Origin of the sequence: Mesorhizobium sp. B2-4-13 (assembly GCF_006658535.1) — a bacterium.
In the GTDB taxonomy this organism is placed as follows: Bacteria; Pseudomonadota; Alphaproteobacteria; order Rhizobiales; family Rhizobiaceae; genus Mesorhizobium; species Mesorhizobium australicum.
In genome coordinates this window covers 585,029-602,539 of record NZ_VFVB01000002.1, presented here as the reverse complement: position 1 = coordinate 602,539, position 17,511 = coordinate 585,029, and the positions used below count along the sequence as shown (strand labels likewise).

16 protein-coding genes are annotated in these 17,511 nt (G+C 62.2%); 14 read left to right on the top strand and 2 right to left on the bottom strand.

Features of this window, described 5'->3' with window-relative positions; all coding sequences use genetic code 11:
* Positions 1-60: 60 nt before the first annotated feature.
* A complete protein-coding gene (locus FJ936_RS06985) occupies positions 61-888 on the bottom strand; it encodes a MurR/RpiR family transcriptional regulator (RefSeq protein WP_140661758.1) in 828 nt (275 codons plus the stop codon).
* 145 nt (positions 889-1,033) lie between these two features.
* On the opposite strand from FJ936_RS06985, the gene FJ936_RS06980 reads away from it, so the two are divergent.
* From FJ936_RS06980 to FJ936_RS06915, 14 genes are all read left to right on the top strand, one after another.
* Positions 1,034-1,852, top strand: a complete 819-nt coding sequence (locus FJ936_RS06980; RefSeq protein ID WP_140721294.1) for an N-formylglutamate amidohydrolase — start codon at positions 1,034-1,036, stop codon at positions 1,850-1,852.
* A gap of 22 nt (positions 1,853-1,874) precedes the next feature.
* Entirely contained in the window at positions 1,875-3,416 is a 1,542-nt protein-coding gene (locus FJ936_RS06975) for an amino acid permease (RefSeq protein ID WP_015315803.1), read from the top strand.
* 96 nt (positions 3,417-3,512) lie between these two features.
* The gene (locus FJ936_RS06970) at positions 3,513-4,883 is read left to right on the top strand and encodes a glutamine synthetase family protein (RefSeq protein ID WP_015315804.1); all 1,371 of its coding nucleotides are present in this window, start codon (positions 3,513-3,515) and stop codon (positions 4,881-4,883) included.
* Positions 4,884-4,966: 83 nt separating this feature from the next.
* Complete coding sequence (locus FJ936_RS06965) at positions 4,967-5,398, top strand: hypothetical protein (RefSeq protein ID WP_140793298.1); 432 nt, start codon at positions 4,967-4,969, stop codon at positions 5,396-5,398.
* Positions 5,395-5,814: a type II toxin-antitoxin system VapC family toxin gene (locus tag FJ936_RS06960; RefSeq protein WP_140793300.1), complete on the top strand. Its 420-nt coding sequence runs from the start codon at positions 5,395-5,397 to the stop codon at positions 5,812-5,814. The genes FJ936_RS06965 and FJ936_RS06960 overlap by 4 nt, the downstream gene beginning before the upstream one ends.
* The gene (locus FJ936_RS06955; protein WP_140793302.1) at positions 5,815-7,212 is read left to right on the top strand and encodes an aldehyde dehydrogenase family protein; all 1,398 of its coding nucleotides are present in this window, start codon (positions 5,815-5,817) and stop codon (positions 7,210-7,212) included.
* Positions 7,213-7,228: 16 nt separating this feature from the next.
* Positions 7,229-8,401, top strand: a complete 1,173-nt coding sequence (locus FJ936_RS06950; protein WP_140793304.1) for an iron-containing alcohol dehydrogenase — start codon at positions 7,229-7,231, stop codon at positions 8,399-8,401.
* 243 nt (positions 8,402-8,644) lie between these two features.
* A complete protein-coding gene (locus FJ936_RS06945; RefSeq protein WP_015315809.1) occupies positions 8,645-9,751 on the top strand; it encodes an ABC transporter substrate-binding protein in 1,107 nt (368 codons plus the stop codon).
* Positions 9,752-9,896: 145 nt separating this feature from the next.
* On the top strand, positions 9,897-10,733 hold the full coding sequence (locus FJ936_RS06940) for an ABC transporter permease subunit (protein WP_181165828.1): 837 nt from the start codon (positions 9,897-9,899) through the stop codon (positions 10,731-10,733).
* Positions 10,730-11,521, top strand: coding sequence for an ABC transporter permease (locus tag FJ936_RS06935; protein WP_015315811.1), 792 nt, complete (start codon positions 10,730-10,732; stop codon positions 11,519-11,521). The genes FJ936_RS06940 and FJ936_RS06935 overlap by 4 nt, the downstream gene beginning before the upstream one ends.
* A gap of 30 nt (positions 11,522-11,551) precedes the next feature.
* Complete coding sequence (locus FJ936_RS06930) at positions 11,552-12,616, top strand: ABC transporter ATP-binding protein (RefSeq protein ID WP_015315812.1); 1,065 nt, start codon at positions 11,552-11,554, stop codon at positions 12,614-12,616.
* Positions 12,617-12,774: 158 nt separating this feature from the next.
* The gene (locus tag FJ936_RS06925) at positions 12,775-14,328 is read left to right on the top strand and encodes a sodium:proton antiporter (RefSeq protein ID WP_140721308.1); all 1,554 of its coding nucleotides are present in this window, start codon (positions 12,775-12,777) and stop codon (positions 14,326-14,328) included.
* Positions 14,329-14,444: 116 nt separating this feature from the next.
* Positions 14,445-15,353 (top strand): endonuclease/exonuclease/phosphatase family protein, encoded by a 909-nt coding sequence (locus FJ936_RS06920; protein ID WP_140721310.1) that lies wholly within the window; start codon positions 14,445-14,447, stop codon positions 15,351-15,353.
* A 7-nt stretch (positions 15,354-15,360) separates the two neighbouring features.
* Positions 15,361-16,206, top strand: a complete 846-nt coding sequence (locus FJ936_RS06915) for an EamA family transporter (RefSeq protein WP_140793306.1) — start codon at positions 15,361-15,363, stop codon at positions 16,204-16,206.
* 4 nt (positions 16,207-16,210) lie between these two features.
* Here the strand turns inward: FJ936_RS06915 and FJ936_RS06910 are convergent, their stop codons facing one another.
* Positions 16,211-17,428 (bottom strand): MFS transporter, encoded by a 1,218-nt coding sequence (locus FJ936_RS06910; protein ID WP_181171501.1) that lies wholly within the window; start codon positions 17,426-17,428, stop codon positions 16,211-16,213.
* Positions 17,429-17,511 lie beyond the last annotated feature (83 nt).

The following is a 17,511-nucleotide window of genomic DNA, read 5'->3' as shown; positions in this document are numbered from 1 at the left end:
TCTCGGTAACGTGAAACCGAGACGGCCGCGAAGCCGATGCAATGATCCGGAGGATTCTGCCTATCGCAGGCCTTCCATCTCGCGGATGCGCCGGGCGCCGTCGGCCTCGAGTTGCCTGGTGACGGCGCCGATCAGCGTTTCGGCGACGACGAAAAGTGCCGCTGAGGAATCCCATGCGGAAGGCACGGCGGTTCGTCCGGCGATGACATGGCGAGCAAAGCGGGCGATCGGCGACAGCCACTGGTCGGTGAACAGTACGATCTGAACGCCGCGCTGATGCGCCTTCTCGGCGAAGCGGACGAGGCTGTCCTGGTAGCGCCTGATGTCGAAGATCACCAGCACGTCGCGCTTGCCCATGTCGATCAGCCGGTCACGCCACATGCTCTCCTGGCCGGCGAGGTGAAAGACATCGGGCTGGATGACGGCGAGATGGGCGGCCATGTAGCGCGCCAGGGGGTCGGTAAAGCGGCCGCCGATCAGGAATGTCTTGCCACGCCGCTCGGCCAGCCTGGTGGCAATGTCGGCAAGCTGCTTGTCGGACAGGTGCCTGAAGGTCTCGCGCATATTGTCGAGCGTTGCTTCCAGCATGGGCGACACCGTGCCGCCAATAGGCGAGGGCGGGTTGAGCGTTCGTATCGCCGGCGATTGCAATTGCGCCGCCAGTTCATCCTGCAGGCTCGACTGGAACTCGGGGTAATTCTGGAAGCCCAGCCGGGCGACGAAACGCAGGATCGTCGGCGAGGAAACGCCGGCCGCGGATGAGAATTCGGCGACTGTCTTGAGGCCGATCATCGGATAGCTCGCGATCAGCGTCTGCGCTGCGCGCCGTTCGCCGGCGGGCATCGCGCCGATACGGTCGGCAATCAATTCGGCAATGTTGGAAATCATCTTTTCCCCACCCTTGGCCCGCCGATCGTCTTTTCCCCAGATCGCATTTGACAAAGCCAAACAAACTGTATGAAATCATCCACCGGGACGCAATGAAACAAAATACGTAACATACGATACAGCGCTCCCAGGGGACGGCAGGACTATGGAGACAGCGCGGCCCGCCAGCCTTGCATCGTCTGCTACCGTGGGGGTGACGAACCCCGGCGGATCGAGCCCCTTCGTGCTGACCTGCGATCACGCTTCCAATTTCCTGCCGGCTGAATTCGGCACGCTCGGCCTCGCCGCCGACGACCTGTCGCGTCACATCGCTTGGGATCCCGGCGCACTGCCGGTTGCGTTGCGGATGGCGCAGGCGCTTGATGCGACGCTGGTCGAAACCCGCATTTCGCGTCTCGTCATCGACTGCAACCGGCCGCTCGACGCGCCGGACCTGGTGCCGCCGGTCAGCGAAACCACTGCCATACCGGGCAATACCGGCCTGTCGGAAAAACAGCGCGCGGCGCGGGTCGCCCTGTCATGGCAACCGTTCCATGGCGCCATCGAGCGCATCGTCGAGGACCGGTTGGCGCGCGGCCAGGAGACCCGCCTGGTTTCCGTTCATTCCTTCACGCCGGTCTACAAGGGCCGCAATCGGCCCTGGCATATCGGCATCATCCATGACGAAGATCGCCGGCTGGCGTCGCCGCTGATATCGGCGCTGCAACGGCTCTCAGGCATCACCGTCGGCATCAACGAACCCTATTCGCCGGCCGACCGCGTCTATTTCACGCTGGAACGGCATGCGCGCTCGCGCGGGCTACCCTGCGCGATGATCGAAATCCGCAACGATGAAATCTCCGGCGAAACCGGGCAGCGGAAATGGGCGGATATGCTCACGGGCATTTTTTCGGATCTGGAGCCAGAGGAGGCCAAGGGCTCTCGACGAAGCGCAGTCGGAAAGTCAGTTCAATCGGCCAGCTAAGAACCAACAGGGGAACTCTGACATGACAACACCTGATCACTCTGACAAGTCGGAGGACACAAAAATCCTCCACAGTATGGGCTACGCCCAGGAACTAGCGCGCCGCATGAGCGGCTTCTCCAACTTCGCCATTTCCTTCTCGATCATCTGCATTCTGGCGGGCGGCATTACGTCTTTCCCGCTGGCCATGGCCACCGGCAGCGGTTTCGAGGCGACCATCGGCTGGGTCATCGGCGGCGTCTTTGCGCTCGTGGTCGCGGCTTCTCTCGGCCAGATTGGATCGGCCTATCCGACAGCCGGCGGCCTCTATCACTGGTCCTCGATCCTGGGCGGACGCGGCTGGGGCTGGGCCACGGCCTGGATCAACTTGCTCGGCCTGATCTTCGTCGTCGCTTCGGTGAATGTCGGCGTCTACCTGCTGTTTCAGGGGCTCGTTGCTGGCCCGATCTTCGGCTGGGACACATCGGCCTGGGGCTTCTGGCAACAGACGGCGGCAGTCGTCTTGATTACAGTTACCCAAGGTCTGTTCAATCATCTCGGCATCAAGACGACGACGATGTTGACCGATTTTTCCGGCTACCTCATCCTCGTTGTCGCGGTCGTGCTGACGCTGACCTTCCTGATCTGGGGCGCGCATGGCTTCGACCTCGCGCGGCTGACGACTTTCGTCAACACGACCGGCGATCTCGGTGGTGGCTATGTTCCGACGGCCCGCACCGCACTCGTGGCCTTCCTGATTGGCCTTCTCTACCCGCTTTACACGATCACCGGCTTTGACGCCTCCGCGCATACCGCCGAGGAAACGCACAATGCCCGCGTCGCTGTGCCCAGAGGCATGATCCACGCGGTCCTCTGGTCTCTCGTCTTCGGTTTCGTCATGGCGGTCTCCTTTGTCCTTGCCAGCCCCGATCTCGTGGCGACCGCCAAGGACGGCGGCAATGCCTGGTTCAACCTGTTCAACAATCTGCCGGCGCCAACCTGGCTCAAGGCTCTGCTCGGCATCGCCATCGTGCTGTCGAACTATCTGTGCGCGCTAGCAGGGCTCACTTCGACCTCGCGCATGATCTTTGCCTTTTCGCGTGACGGAGGTCTGCCGGGGTCTTCTTTATGGAAGCAGGTTTCGCCGACCTGGCGCACGCCCGTCCCGGCCATCTGGCTCGGCGTCGTTCTGTCGATCGCCGCCACGCTCTATTCGCCGGCTTTCGCGGCGCTGGCAGCCGGCTGCGCACTCTTCCTCTACGTCTCCTACGCCATGCCGATCGCGGCCGGACTTCTTGCGGAAGGAAAGAGCTGGACCGAGTTCGGGCCATTCCGGCTCGGCATCTGGTCAAAGCCGTTCGCCGTCATCACCGTGCTTGGTGTTCTGGTGTTGATGTATGCCGGCATCCAACCGCCCTTCGACATCTTGATCAACTATGCGATCGGATTGATCGTTCTGCTTGTCGTTTTGTGGTTTGCCGTCGAGAACCGCCGCTTCCAGGGGCCGCCCATCGGCGAGACGGCAATCGCCAAGCGCAGGGCGATCATCGCAGCGGCCGAAAAGGCCGTCGGCGAATCCGCCTAAACAACCAATCAAGCCGTGGCGGGTTCGCTCGCCACGGTTTTTTGTTCTCGTTCAATATGACAAGCCCGAAACGCCAAGCACTGGAGTGCCAAAGGAATGGCCGGAAGTTTCTCGTTCGATCAGTTGAAGAAAGCGGTCTCCAGCGGCGAGATCGACACGGTGCTGGCATGCATTGTCGACATGCAGGGCCGGTTGGCGGGAAAGCGGTTCCTGGCGCAATACTTCGTCGATTCCGCGCATGACGAGACGCATGGCTGCAATTACCTGCTGGCGGCCGACATCGATATGGAGCCGGTGCCGGGCTACAAGGCGGCAAGCTGGTCGAAGGGCTATGGCGACTTCGTCATGAAGCCGGACCTGGCGACGCTGCGGCGCATTCCCTGGCTGGAAAAGACGGCGCTCGTCATTTGCGACGTGCTCGACCACCACACCCATGACGACCTGCCGCATTCGCCGCGCGCCATCCTGAAGAAGCAGGTCAAGCGGCTGAGCGAGCGCGGCTATATCGGCTATTTCGCTTCCGAGCTCGAATTCTATCTGTTTAACGAAACCTACGATTCCGCCCGCAAGAAGCATTGGCAAGGGCTCGATACAGCCTCGCCCTATATTGGCGACTACCAGATCGGCATCACCACCAAGGAAGAAGGCGTCATGCGCCGGCTTCGCAACGAGATGGAAGCCGCCGGTATTCCGATCGAGAATTCCAAGGGCGAGTGGGGTCCGGGCCAGGAAGAGATCAATGTGCGCTACGCCGAGGCGCTCGACATGGCCGACCGCCACGTCATCCTGAAGAACGGCGCCAAGGAGATTGCCGAGTCCGAAGGCAAGGCGATTTCCTTCATGTCCAAGTATAATTACGGTCTCGCCGGCAATTCGAGCCACATCCACAATTCGCTGTGGAGCGCGGACGGCAAGACGCCGCTGTTCTTCGACAGACAAGCCGACTGGACCTTGTCGACGCTCGGCCAGCAATGGGCGGCCGGGCAGCTGAAATACGCCAAGGAATTCACCTGGTTCCTGGCGCCCTACATCAATTCCTACAAGCGCTTCCAGGCCGGCACTTTCGCGCCGACCAAGATCATGTGGAGCGAAGACAACCGCACCGCCGGCTTCCGCCTGTGCGGCGAGGGCACCAAGGGCATCCGCATGGAATGCCGCATCGGCGGCGCCGACCTCAATCCCTATCTCGCCTTCGCGGCGCTGATCGCGGCCGGCCTCGCCGGTATCGACGAGAAGCTGGAATTGCAGAAGCCTTTCGTCGGCGACGCCTATCAGGCTTCTCGTTTGCCGGAAATTCCAAAGACGCTGCGCGACGCGACCGAGACGCTGGCGAAATCGAAGATGCTGAAACAGGCGCTCGGCGAGGATGTGCTCGAGCACTATGTCCACACAGCGAAGTGGGAGCAGTTCGAATACGATCGGCGTATCACGGATTGGGAACTGCACAGAGGGTTCGAGCGATATTAAAGCTTTATGCAGCTTTATTGTTGACAATGTAGTTAATGTAGCTCATATGAAGGCTGCAAGCTGCAATTGTTGGGGAGTTCGCAATGTCCAAATATGCGCCGCTGAAGGAATTTCTGGTCGCCCAGAATGCCGACCGTGTGCCTATGTCGTTCGATGAGATCGAGAGCGTGCTTAGTCTGCCGTTGCCGGCATCGAAGCGATACCCCGCGTGGTGGAGCAACAATCCGAGCAACAATCCCATGACCAGGGAGTGGCTCGAGGCCGGATTCGAGACCGAATCCGTCAACGTAGGCACTGGCAAGCTTGTCTTTCGCCGCGTTCGCAAGATGCCGACCGGTGACGCCGCACCCGCTGTGCGTACGCACCGTCACCCTGGATTTGGTTTCATGAAGGGCTTGATAGCTATCGAGGCCGGGTTTGATGTCACCAAACCGTTCGATGATGAGCCTTGGGATCGGGGTTATCTGGGCGGTGAAACTCAGGCGCAGCATGGTAAACACGTGATGCGCAAATGAGTGAAGAGCCGAGCCTGCTGCTGGACACGTGCGCGATGATCTTCATTGCAAACGACAGCAAAATCGACCCTCAGGCAAGTCAGAAGATTTCCGACGCGGCCTATGATGGCCGCCTCTATCTCTCGCCGATGTCAGCATGGGAGATCGGCATCGGTGTGGCTAAGGGCCGGCTCAACTTGCCCATAGCGCCGCTCGATTTCGTAGAGCGATTCATTGAGCGCATGTCCGCAAAACTCAGCGCGATTTCGCCGGCTATTCTGATCGCGTCCTCCAACTTGCCGGGTTCGCCCCATGGCGATCCTATGGATCGAATACTGATTGCCACTGCAAGGGCCTTGGACATGGTTCTTGTGACGCGAGACGAGCCCATCCTTCGCTACAGCCGCAATGGCCATCTGCGTACATTAGCCTGCTAAATGGAGCACCTTTTGGAAACCGTAAAACTCAAATCCCCCATCGACGGCTCGATCTATGCGGAGCGGCCGGTCGCTACCGACCAGGCGATCAACGCCGCGGTCGAGCGTGCCAAGGCGGTGCAGGAGAAGTGGGCGCAGTCGCCGATCGTCGAGCGCGGCAAGTACATGCTGGCGATGCTGGAAGCACTGGTCGCGATGACCGACGAGATCGTGCCGGAGATCGCCTGGCAGATGGGGCGTCCCGTTCGTTATGGCGGCGAGTTCGGCGGCGTCAAGGAGCGTACCAACTATATGGTCGAGATCGCGGAAGCGGCGCTCAAGTCCGTGCCGGCCTCCAACCCGAAGGACGGCTTCCGGCGCTATGTGAAGAAGGATCCGCTTGGGGTGGTCATGGTGATCGCGCCATGGAACTATCCCTATCTGACAGCGGTCAACACCATCGTGCCGGCGCTGATGGCCGGCAACGCCGTCATCCTGAAACATGCCGCGCAGACGTTGCTGGTCGGCGAGCGCTTCCAACAGGCTTTCGACAAGGCCGGCCTGCCAAAGGGCGTTTTCCAGAATGTCGTGCTCAACCATGCACAGACGGAAAAACTGCTGGGTTCCGGCAAGATCGACCATGTCAATTTCACCGGCTCGGTCGCTGGCGGCCGTGTTATCGAAAAGGCGGCGGCAGGCACCTTCATGACGCTTGGGCTCGAACTCGGTGGCAAGGATCCGGCCTATGTGCTGCCCGACGCCAAGATGGACCATGCCGTGGCCAATCTGGTCGACGGCGCCTTCTTCAATTCCGGCCAGTGCTGCTGCGGCATCGAACGCGTCTATGTGCACGAAAAAATCTATGACGAGTTCGTCGAAGGCTTCATCGCCGAGACCAGGAATTATGTCGTCGGCAATCCGCTGGAGCAGGCGGCGACGATGGGACCGATGGCGCAGGCGCGCTTTGCCGACCTGATCCGCGAGCAGAAGGCCGAAGCGCTGCGCAAGGGTGCCAAGGCGCACATCAACATGAAGGTGGCTAACGACAAGGCCGGCTCGCCTTACCTGGCGCCGGAGGTGTTGACGCAAGTCGACCATCAGATGAGCGTCATGCGTGAGGAAAGCTTTGGCCCGATCGTCGGCATCATGAAGGTGCGCAACGATGAGGAGGCGATCGCTTTGATGAACGACAGCCCCTACGGGCTGACGGCCTCGATCTGGACGCGCGACACCGAGCATGCGGTGGCGATCGGCGACCGCGTCGAGACCGGCACGGTGTTCATGAACCGCTGCGACTATCTCGATCCCGCGCTGGTCTGGACCGGCGTCAAGGACACCGGCAAGGGCGCTGCCCTGTCGGCGCTGGGCTATGACAACCTGACCCGGCCGAAATCCTTCCATCTGCGTGAAGCCATCTAATTTTCGAAAGATAAAAATGTCCAAGCTCATCTCCAAATGGAACTACCCCACCACCGTTCGCTTCGGCGCCGGGCGCATCAAGGAACTGCCGGAGGTGCTCGCGGCCACCGGCATCAAGCGGCCGCTTTTCGTCACCGATCCGGGATTGGCGAAACTGCCGGTCGTCGCCTCGACGCTCAGGATTCTCGACGAGGCCAAGGTGCCCTATGGCGTGTTCTCCGAGGTGAAGCCGAACCCGGTCGAGTCCAACCTCACCGCCGGCATCGGGGTGTTCAAGAGGGGCAAGCATGACGGCGTCATCGCCTTCGGCGGCGGCTCGGCGCTCGACCTCGGCAAGCTGATCGCCTTCCAGGCCGGCCAAGTCAGGCCGGTCTGGGACTTCGAGGATGTCGGCGACTGGTGGACGCGCGCCAACTCTGGCACCATCGCGCCAATCATCGCGGTGCCGACCACCGCCGGCACCGGCTCGGAGGTCGGCCGCGCCGGCGTCATCACCAACGAGGAGACGCATACCAAGAAGGTCATTTTCCATCCGAAGTTGTTGCCGGCGATCGTCATCGCCGATCCGGAGCTTTCGGTCGGCATGCCCTCCTTCATCACCGCCGGCACCGGCATGGACGCGCTCGCCCATTGCCTCGAGGCCTATTGCGCGCCGGGCTACCATCCGATGGCCGACGGCATTGCCGTCGAAGGCATACGCCTGGTGTTCGAGAACCTGCCGAAGGCTTATGCCAATGGCAAAGATCTCGTCGCCCGCGCCCACATGATGAGCGCGGCCGCCATGGGCGCCGCGGCCTTCCAGAAGGGGCTGGGTGCCATCCACTCGCTGTCGCATCCGATCGGCGCGCTCTACGACACCCATCATGGCATGACCAATGCCGTGTTCATGCCATATGTGCTGGCCTTCAATCGCGACTCCATCGAGGAGCGTATCGCCCGGCTCGCCGCCTATTGCGGCATCAAGGGCGGTTTCGACGGCTTCGCCAAGGCTGTTATCAAGCTGCGCAAGGAGTTGAAGGTGCCGCACGCGCTGCCGGGCCTGATCAAGGGGCTCGACATGGACAAGAAGCGCAAGGGCCTGATCGCCGACATGGCGGTGGTCGATCCGACGGCCGGCGGCAACCCGGTCAAGCTGACCAAGAAGGCGGCGCTGACACTGCTCGAAAACGCCATCGCCGGGACGGTCTGAGGCCGGTTCCTGGATGCGGAAGTTGATCGGGAAACGAGGGGAAAGGAGAGGGGAAGGGGCGATATAGGGGCGGATTAATGATTAGCCGGAAAATTAAGTGATGGCTAATTGCTACAGTCCGTTAAAAAGAGTTAACTTTTCACGCTGCGAGGCGCCGGTTTCACAAAGCTTTCATCTGGCTGTCACACGAAAACGATACCGCATCGCAGACGTCCAACGGCGTCAGTTCAATGGAGAGAACACATGTTCAAATTCACGGGGAAAGTGCTTTCCCTTTCGGCCGCGACCCTGATGGTGTCGTCGGTGATTTCGTCCGCCGCTTCGATGGACGATCTCATCAAGGCCGCCAAGGCCGAAGGCCAGCTCACCACGATCGCCTTGCCGCATGACTGGTGCGGCTACGGCGACGTCATAGCCGGTTTCAAGGCGAAGTATCCGGAAATCACCGTCAACGAACTCAACCCCGACGCCGGCTCCGGCGACGAAGTCGAGGCGATCAAGGCCAACAAGGACAACAAGGGTCCGCAGGCTCCTGATGTCATCGACGTCGGCCTGTCCTTCGGCCCGACCGCCAAGGCCGATGGCCTGTTGATGCCATACAAGGTGTCGACCTGGGACTCGATCCCGGACAGCGCCAAGGATGCCGATGGCGCCTGGTACGGAGACTATTATGGCGTTCTCTCGTTCATGGTGAACAAGGACCTGATCAAGGAGTCGCCGAAGGACTGGGCCGATCTCCTCAAGCCCGAATTCGCCAACGCGGTCGCCGTTGCCGGCGATCCGCGCGCTTCGAACCAGGCCATCCAGGCCGTCTACGCCGCAGGCCTTTCCGGTGGCGCGGCTGCTGGTGAAGCCGCTGGCACCGCCGGCCTCGACTTCTTCAAGAAGCTCAACGCCGCCGGCAATTTCGTGCCGGTCGTCGGCAAGCCGGCAACGCTTGCCCAGGGCCAGACCCCGATCCTGATCAACTGGGACTACAACGCGCTCGCTGGTCGCGACACGCTGAAGGGCAACCCGCCCGTCGACGTCATCGTGCCGAAGACCGGCGTTGTCGCCGGCGTTTATGTGCAGGCGATCAGCGCGTTCGCGCCGCATCCGAATGCAGCCAAGCTGTGGATGGAATATCTCTATTCCGACGAAGGCCAGATCGGCTGGCTGAAGGGCTATTGCCACCCGATCCGCTTCAACGATCTTGCCAAGAACGGCAAGATCCCCGCGGACGTTCTGGCCAAGCTGCCGCCGGCGGAATCCTACGCCTCGGCTGCCTTCCCGACGCTCGACGAGCAGGGCAAGGCGAAGGAGACCATCAGCAAGAACTGGGACGCCGTTGTCGGCGCCAACGTCAAGTAAGGCTTGAAATCCACCGGGCGGCCGCGAGGCCGCCCGGCTTCCCCTCGAAGACGGTAGCCGGCGCATGACCGATCTTACGCTTTCAAATCAGTCTGTCACCACCAAGCCCGCGCCGCCGAACGAGGCGACCACTTTCCGCTTTCCGATGCAGTGGATTGGCGTGGCGCCTTTCTTCATCTTCGTCCTGATGTTCCTGATCCTGCCGACGATCTATCTCGTCCTGGGCGCTTTCCAGAATGGCGACGGTCAGCTGACGCTGGACAATATCCTACAGCTGGTCAGCGATCCCTCGATCAGCGCTTCCTACTGGGTTTCGATCAAGATCAGTTTCTGGTCGGCGGTCATCGGTGCCTTTGCCGGGCTCGCGATTGCCATCGCCATCGTGCGCGGCGGGCTTCCCAACTGGACCCGCTCGGCGACCTTGACTTTTTCGGGCGTCGCCTCGAATTTCGCCGGCTTGCCACTGGCCTTCGCCTTCCTGGCGACCCTCGGCCGCGTCGGCATCGTCACGACGCTTCTGCGTGACGTTCTCAATGTCAACATCTACGCGATGGGTTTCAATTTCCTCACGACATCGGGTCTGATCGCGGTCTATCTGTTCTTCCAGATTCCGCTGATGGTGGTCATCATCGTGCCGGCCATCGACGGCTTGAAGAAGGAATGGGGCGAGGCCGCCGCCACGCTCGGGGCCACCCAGTCGCAGTATTGGCGCATGGTGGTCATCCCGGTCTTGTGGCCGAGCTTCCTCGGCACCGTTATCCTGTTGTTCGCCAATTCCTTCGGCGCCATCGCCACGGCTTATGCGTTTGCCGGCCCGGCACTCAACATCGTTCCCATCAAGCTCTATTCGCAGATCAACGGCGACGTGCTGCACAACCCGCAGCTCGGCTATGCCATCGCCTTCGGCATGATCGTCATCACGGGCTTGGCCAACGTCTTCTACATCTGGTTCCGGACCCGGTCCGAAAGGTGGCTCAAATGAAGTCGGGCAAATTCTGGGCCTGGGTCGTCTTCATTGTCGGCGCGGCCTATTTCTTCATTCCGCTGATGGCGACCGTCGAGTTCTCGTTGCGCATGCGCCGCGGCGTCCATTCCTTCGACGCCTACCAGATCGTGCTGGGCGACGCTCGCTTCCAGTCGACCTTCCTGTATTCGGTGGTAGCGGCCGTCTTCACCATCATCCTCGGCGTGCTGATCGTGGTGCCGGCGGCATACTGGATCCGGCTGCGCCTGCCGCAGCTCAGGCCGATCGTCGAATTCATCACGCTGTTGCCGCTGGTCATTCCGGCCATCGTCATCGTGTTCGGCTATATCAGGATGTACGGCTCGAATTCCCCGCTGCCGTTCCTGGGCAGCAATATGGGCGCCAATGCGCTGCTGGTGATCGGCTATGCGACGCTGGCTCTGCCCTACATGTATCGCGCCGTCGATACGGGGCTGCGCACCATCGATGTGCGGACATTGACCGAAGCAGCGCAGATCCTGGGCGCCGGCTGGGGCACGATCATTGGCCGGGTGATCCTGCCCAATGTCCTGATCGCCGTGCTGTCGGGCGCCTTCCTGACCTTCGCCATCGTCATCGGCGAGTTCACCATGGCGAGCCTTCTCAACCGTCCGGCCTTTGGCCCGTATCTGCAAAACGTCGGCGCCAACCGCGCCTATGAACCGGCAGCCCTTGCCATCATCGCCTTCGCCATTACCTGGGGCTGCATGTCGCTCATCCAGATCCTGTCCCGCTTCGCGCCGAAATCGGCGAACCGCCCGAATTGATCGAAAAGCACTGACCTGAGAGAAAAAGCCATGGCCGAGCCATTCCTGTCCATCCAGCATGTGCGAAAGTCCTACGGGTCCAACACCGTGGTGCAGGATTTCAGCCTCGACGTCGAGCCGGGCGAGTTCGTCTCGTTCCTGGGGCCATCCGGATGCGGCAAGACGACGGTGCTGCGCATGGTCGCCGGCTTCGAGGAGCCGTCGGCCGGCAAGATCGTCGTCGCCGGCAAGGACATCACGCGGCTGAAGCCCAACCAGCGCAACGTCGGCATGGTGTTCCAGGCCTATGCGCTATTCCCGAACCTGACGGTGGCGCAGAACATCGCTTTCGGGTTGAAGGTTGCCGGCATGCCGAAGGCCGACGCGGACAAGCGCGTCGCCGAGATGCTCGACATGATCAGGCTGCCGCAGATGGCGGACCGCTATCCCTACCAGCTCTCCGGAGGCCAGCAGCAGCGCATCGCGCTGGCGCGTGCTATCGCGCCGAAACCAAAGCTCCTGCTGCTCGACGAGCCGCTGTCGGCGCTGGACGCCAAGGTGCGCGTGTCGCTGCGCGAAGAAATCCGCTCGATCCAGAAGAAGCTCGGCATCACCACCATCTTCGTGACCCATGACCAGGAAGAGGCGCTGTCGATCTCCGACCGCATCGCCGTCATGTATGGCGGCAAGGCCGAGCAGGTCGCGACGCCGTTCGAGATCTACAACCGGCCAGCGACCAAGTTCGTCGCCAATTTCGTCGGCACGCTGAACGTGCTCGAAGGCAAGGTCACCGACGCCGCCTCCGGCAAGGTGCAGGTCAACACGCAGGAAGTCTCGCTCAAGGGCAAGCTCAACGGCTCGAAGTCCGGCGACACGCTGTCTCTGGCGCTGCGACCCGAGGCGATTTCGCTCGGCCGCCAGCCCGGCCGCGACTCCAGCCTGACCGGAGAGATTTCCGAAGTGCACTTCCTCGGCTCGGTTATCCGGGTCCGTGTCGGCATCGGCGGCAACACGGTGTCGCTCGACACGTTCAACAACTCCGCCACCCCGCCGCCCGCAGTCGGGGAGAAGGCCGAGATTTCGTTCTCGTCGAGCGATATGCTGGTGCTGCACTAGGTAGTCCGCTGTCGGAAGGCGCTCCCAAACGGGCGCTCCAGCCGTCGGGATTTCTCATGCTGCCGGCGGCGACACGGCCCGTGCCAGAGATGTCCCTGTTGTTTCACGACCATGACTTTGGCACTGCCAATCGCCTCGTTCGGCGGCTACGATAGAGCATGGCTCTTTTCGAACTGACGCTTATCCTCCTGTTGATTGCAGTCGCGCTGACGGCGCTGTCGCGGCGGCTGCAAGTTCCCTATCCGTCGCTGCTGGCGCTGGCGGGCGCGGGCATCGCCTTCCTGCCCGGCATGCCCACCATCGAAATCGACCCGGAACTGGCGCTGGCCTTGTTCATCGCGCCGGTGCTGCTCGACGCCGCCTATGACACCTCGTTGCGCGACCTCAATCGCAACCGGCTGCCGCTCGCCCTGTTGGCCTTGGGGGCTGTCGTTTTCACCACCGCAGCGGTTGCGCTGCTCGGCTGGAAGATGGCAGGCCTGCCGATCGCCGCGGCCGTCGCCCTTGGCGCCATCGTAGCGCCGCCCGATGCCGTCGCGGCGTCGGCCGTGCTCGGACAATTCAAGGTGCCGCATCGCATCACCACCATCCTGCAAGGCGAGAGCCTGCTCAACGATGCAACCGCGCTGCTGATCTACCGTATCGCTGTCGCCGCCGCCCTCGGTCCGTTCCTGTTGAGCAGCGCCGCGCCCATGGTCGTCTTGTCGACCGTTGGTAGCCTGGTGGCCGGCTATGTACTCGGTCGGCTGTCGCTTGCCACGCTGAGCCGCATCGAGGACGCGGCCAGCGGTACCGTGGTGCAGTTCGCCGGCACGTTCGGTGTCTGGATCCTGGCGGACAGGTTGGGTCTGTCGGCGATCATCACCATCGTCGTCTACGCCATGACCATCGCACAGACCGCGCCGCGCCGAATGTCAGCAAGAAAGCGTGTCAGTTCCTATTCGGTCTGGGAGACGGCTGTGTTCGTGCTCAACGTGCTGGCCTTCGTGCTGATGGGTCTGCAGGCTCGGTCGATCGTCGGACGGCTCGCCGGTACGGGAGAGCTCGACGCGTTCGTCTTTGCCGCGGCAGTGCTGGCGGTCGTCATCGTTTCGCGCCTGATCTGGGTGCTGGGCTGCGGTGCAGTCATCAGGTGGTTTGCCCGCTTTGGCGGCGCCGAGCATCAGCCGGATACGCCGTCCTTTCGCGGCGGCGTGCTCATCGGCTGGTGCGGCATGCGCGGACTGGTAACCCTTGCCGCGGCATTCGCCTTGCCGGTCGAATTTCCTGCTCGCGACCCGATCGTGCTCGCCGCCTTCACGGTCGTGCTCGGCACCCTGGTGCTGCAAGGAATGAGCCTGAAGCCGCTGCTGCGCGTCCTGAAGCTGGATCCCGACGAAACGGTCGACCGGGAGGTAGCGAAGGCGCGCGTCGTGGTCATGCAGGCCGCGCTTGATGTATTGAGCGGCAAGACCTCGAGCGCCGCAGCCGCGGTGCGCGAGCAATATGCCGCCCAGCGCAAGGTCGCCAAAAATCCCGAGGATGCCCAGGCCGCGACCGAATATGACAGGCTGCGTCTCTATGCCATCAAAAGCCAGCGCGATGCCCTGGAGGAGCTGCGCCGCAACGGCACCATCGGTGACGAAGCCTATCACCGTCTGGAGGAAGAGATCGACTGGACGGAACTTGCGGCATCGCCGGCAGGCCGGTTCCAGCCGCTGACCACCGACTAGCAGATACCGCGTCTCGGCCGCTGCCCTGCTGGCCCAAGCCCCGTCCGTCCTCCTGCACATTGCAAGCGATCGGCCGAACCGTTACTGCCAACACCGAAAAGTGAGCCGGATAAGCAATGAAGCTGGTCAGCTACAACATCCAGTACGGATTCGGCAGCGACGGGCGCTACGATCTTTCGCGTGCGGCACGCCTTGTCGCCGGCGCCGACATCATCGCCTTGCAGGAGGTCGAGCGGCACTGGCAGCGCAGCGATTTCGACGACCAGCCGGAGCGGCTTTCCCAATTGCTGCCTGGGTATCACTGGGTCTACGGCCCAGCCTACGACATGGATGCCAGCGAGCTGCGTGACGGCCGCCTGGTCAACCGCCGCCGGCAATTCGGCACCATGGTTATGTCGAAGCTGCCGATCGTCTGGTCGCGACTGCACGCGCTGCCGATGCGCCGCACGCTGCGGCCGCTCAACACCCGCAACGCCGCCCTCGAATGCATGATCCGCACGCCGGCCGGGCCGGTCAGGGTGCTGTCGCTGCATCTCGCGCACATCGCGGCGGAAGAGCGGCTGGAGCAGATTGATTATCTCATGGCCGAGCATCGCCGGGCACCATCGGAAGGCGGACCGTGGAGCGGCGCGGACGATGAACCTTCGCGTAACTGGACACATGGGGAAGTCGAGCCGGAAAATCCGCTGGCGACGATCTGGATGGGCGATTTCAACATGGAACCCGGCAGCGCCGAATATCGCCGCATTGTCGGCAGCACGCCCTATCATCGGGGCGCTGCCTATCTCGACGGCTTCGTCGATGCCGCTTCTGTCGCCAGCGAGCCGGTGGCGGATTTCCATACGCATGAGAAGATCATCGACGGCAGACTGGCAAAGCGCCGGCTTGACCATTGCTTCGTCGGCGGCATGCTGGCCGGGCGTGTGCGTTCGGTTGGATCAGACATGGGCGAGGTGGCTTCCGACCACTTCCCTGTCCGGGTCGACATCGATCTCGAGACGCCCTTCGGCCTGGGAGGTCGATGAGCTCCCCATGACGCTTTTCGTCTTCTTCGCGGTGCTTGCCGCGGCCGCCATGCACGCGATCTGGAACGCGCTGGTCAAGGTGCATCTCGACCGCTTCCTGTCGATCACGCTGATGACGCTCGGCATGGGCACTGCTGCCCTCGTCGTGCTGCCCTTCGTCGAGTTGCCGAAGGCGGAGGTCTGGCCCTACATCATCGCTTCGGTGATCTTCCACATGGGCTATCGCACCTTCCTGATCGGCGCCTACCAGGCCGGCGATTTCGCCCAGACCTATCCGCTGGCGCGTGGCACGGCACCTCTGCTGGCCGCGATTGGCGGCATGTTCGTCGTCGCCGAAGTGCCAGCGCCGCTTGCCATCCTTGGCATCCTGCTGTTATCGGCCGGCACGCTTGTGATGTCGTTTCGCGGTGGCGCGCATCTGGAGAAGCTGAACCTGCGCGCGGTCGGCTATGCGCTGGGCACGTCGATCTTCATCGCCAGCTACACGCTGTCCGACGGCAGCGGCGCGCGGCTGGCGGCAACGGCGCAAAGCTATGCCGCCTGGTTGTTCATCTGCGATGCATTTGGCGCGCTGGTGCTGTGCCTCGTTTTCCGAGGGCCCAAAGCGCTTCCCGTTCTGGCGCGCGACTGGAAGACGGGACTGTTCACCGGGGTGCTTTCCGGCGCCGCCTACTGGATTGTCATGTGGGCGATGACCAAGGCGCCGATCGCCTCGGTGGCGTCGCTGCGCGAGACCTCGATCCTGTTTGCCATGATGATCTCGGTCTACGCCCTCGGCGAGAAGATGACAGGCTGGCGCGGCGCTGCCGCGCTCAGCATTGTTGCAGGCGTCATCGCGTTGAGGATGGGTTGACCTCTCAGCCGAGCACCGTCATTACCTGGCCGCGCCGCTCCGGACTGAAGCGGATGACGACGATGATGCAGACGGCGACCACACCGGCAAAAAGCGCCAGCGCATAGCCATAGCTGCCGCCGGGGGCTTCGGCGATCCCGGCCTGATATGGACCGCCATAGGAAGCGGCGAGATTGCCGGCCTGATAGATGAAGCCGGGCAAGGTGGCGCGCACCGCACCGGGAGAAAGCTCGTTGAGGTGGACCGGGATGACACCCCAGGCGCCTTGCACCGCGACCTGCATGACGAAGGCGCCAATGGCCAGCATGAAGGGCGTGGAACTGTAGGCCCATAGCGGGATCGCCGGCAGGGCGATGATGCAGGCGAGTGTAATGGCGTTGATGCGGCCGATCTTCTCCGACAGTGCACCGAATGCCAGGCCGCCGACGATGGCGCCGATGTTGGCAACGATGGTGATCCAACTCACCGTATGTGGATCGAAGCCGTGCTGCTTCTTCAGGAAGGTCGGATAGAGATCCTGCGTGCCATGGCTGAAGAAGTTGAAGAACATCATCAGCACGACGGCATAGAGCGCGACGCCCCAGTGCTTCTGCAAGGTCTCCAGCATCCCCGGTAGAGCGGTTTTCTGTGCCTCGACGAAGGCAGGAGATTCCGGCACATGCGAGCGGATGAACAGGACGATCAGCGCCGGGGCGAAAGAGAGCAGGAACATGGCGCGCCAGCCGATCGTGTAGCCGCCGATCGTCTGCTGGTAGAGCAGGCCATAGACCACCGCCGCCAGCAGGTAGCCGGCCGGATAGCCGCATTGCAGGATGCCCGAGACGATGCCGCGGGCGCTCGGCGGGACGGATTCCATGGCAAGCGAACTGCCGAGGCCCCATTCGCCGCCCATGGCGATGCCGAACAAGGCCCGCAGCGCCAGGAAGATGCCGAGATTGGGCGAGAAGGCGGCGAGCGCCCCGATCACCGAATAGCTGACGATATTGAGCATGAGAATGGGCTTGCGCCCGTATTTGTCGGCTAGCATGCCAAAGAAGAACGCGCCGATGAAGCGCGTGGCCAAGGTCAGGAACAGTGCCTTTGACACCGCCGGGACATCCGTCTGGAATTCAGTCGCAATATCGGTGAGCAGGAATGTCAGAAGGAAGAAATCGAAAGCATCGAGCGTCCAGCCCAAGAATGAGGCCAGGACGGTTTTCTTCTGCTCTGTAGTGAGGTTCAAGGCGTCCTCCTTTTGCATCCCCAAAGGAACGATATGTCGCCCTGTCGGCAAAAGAGAACAGCGATCAGCCGGCTTTCGAAAGG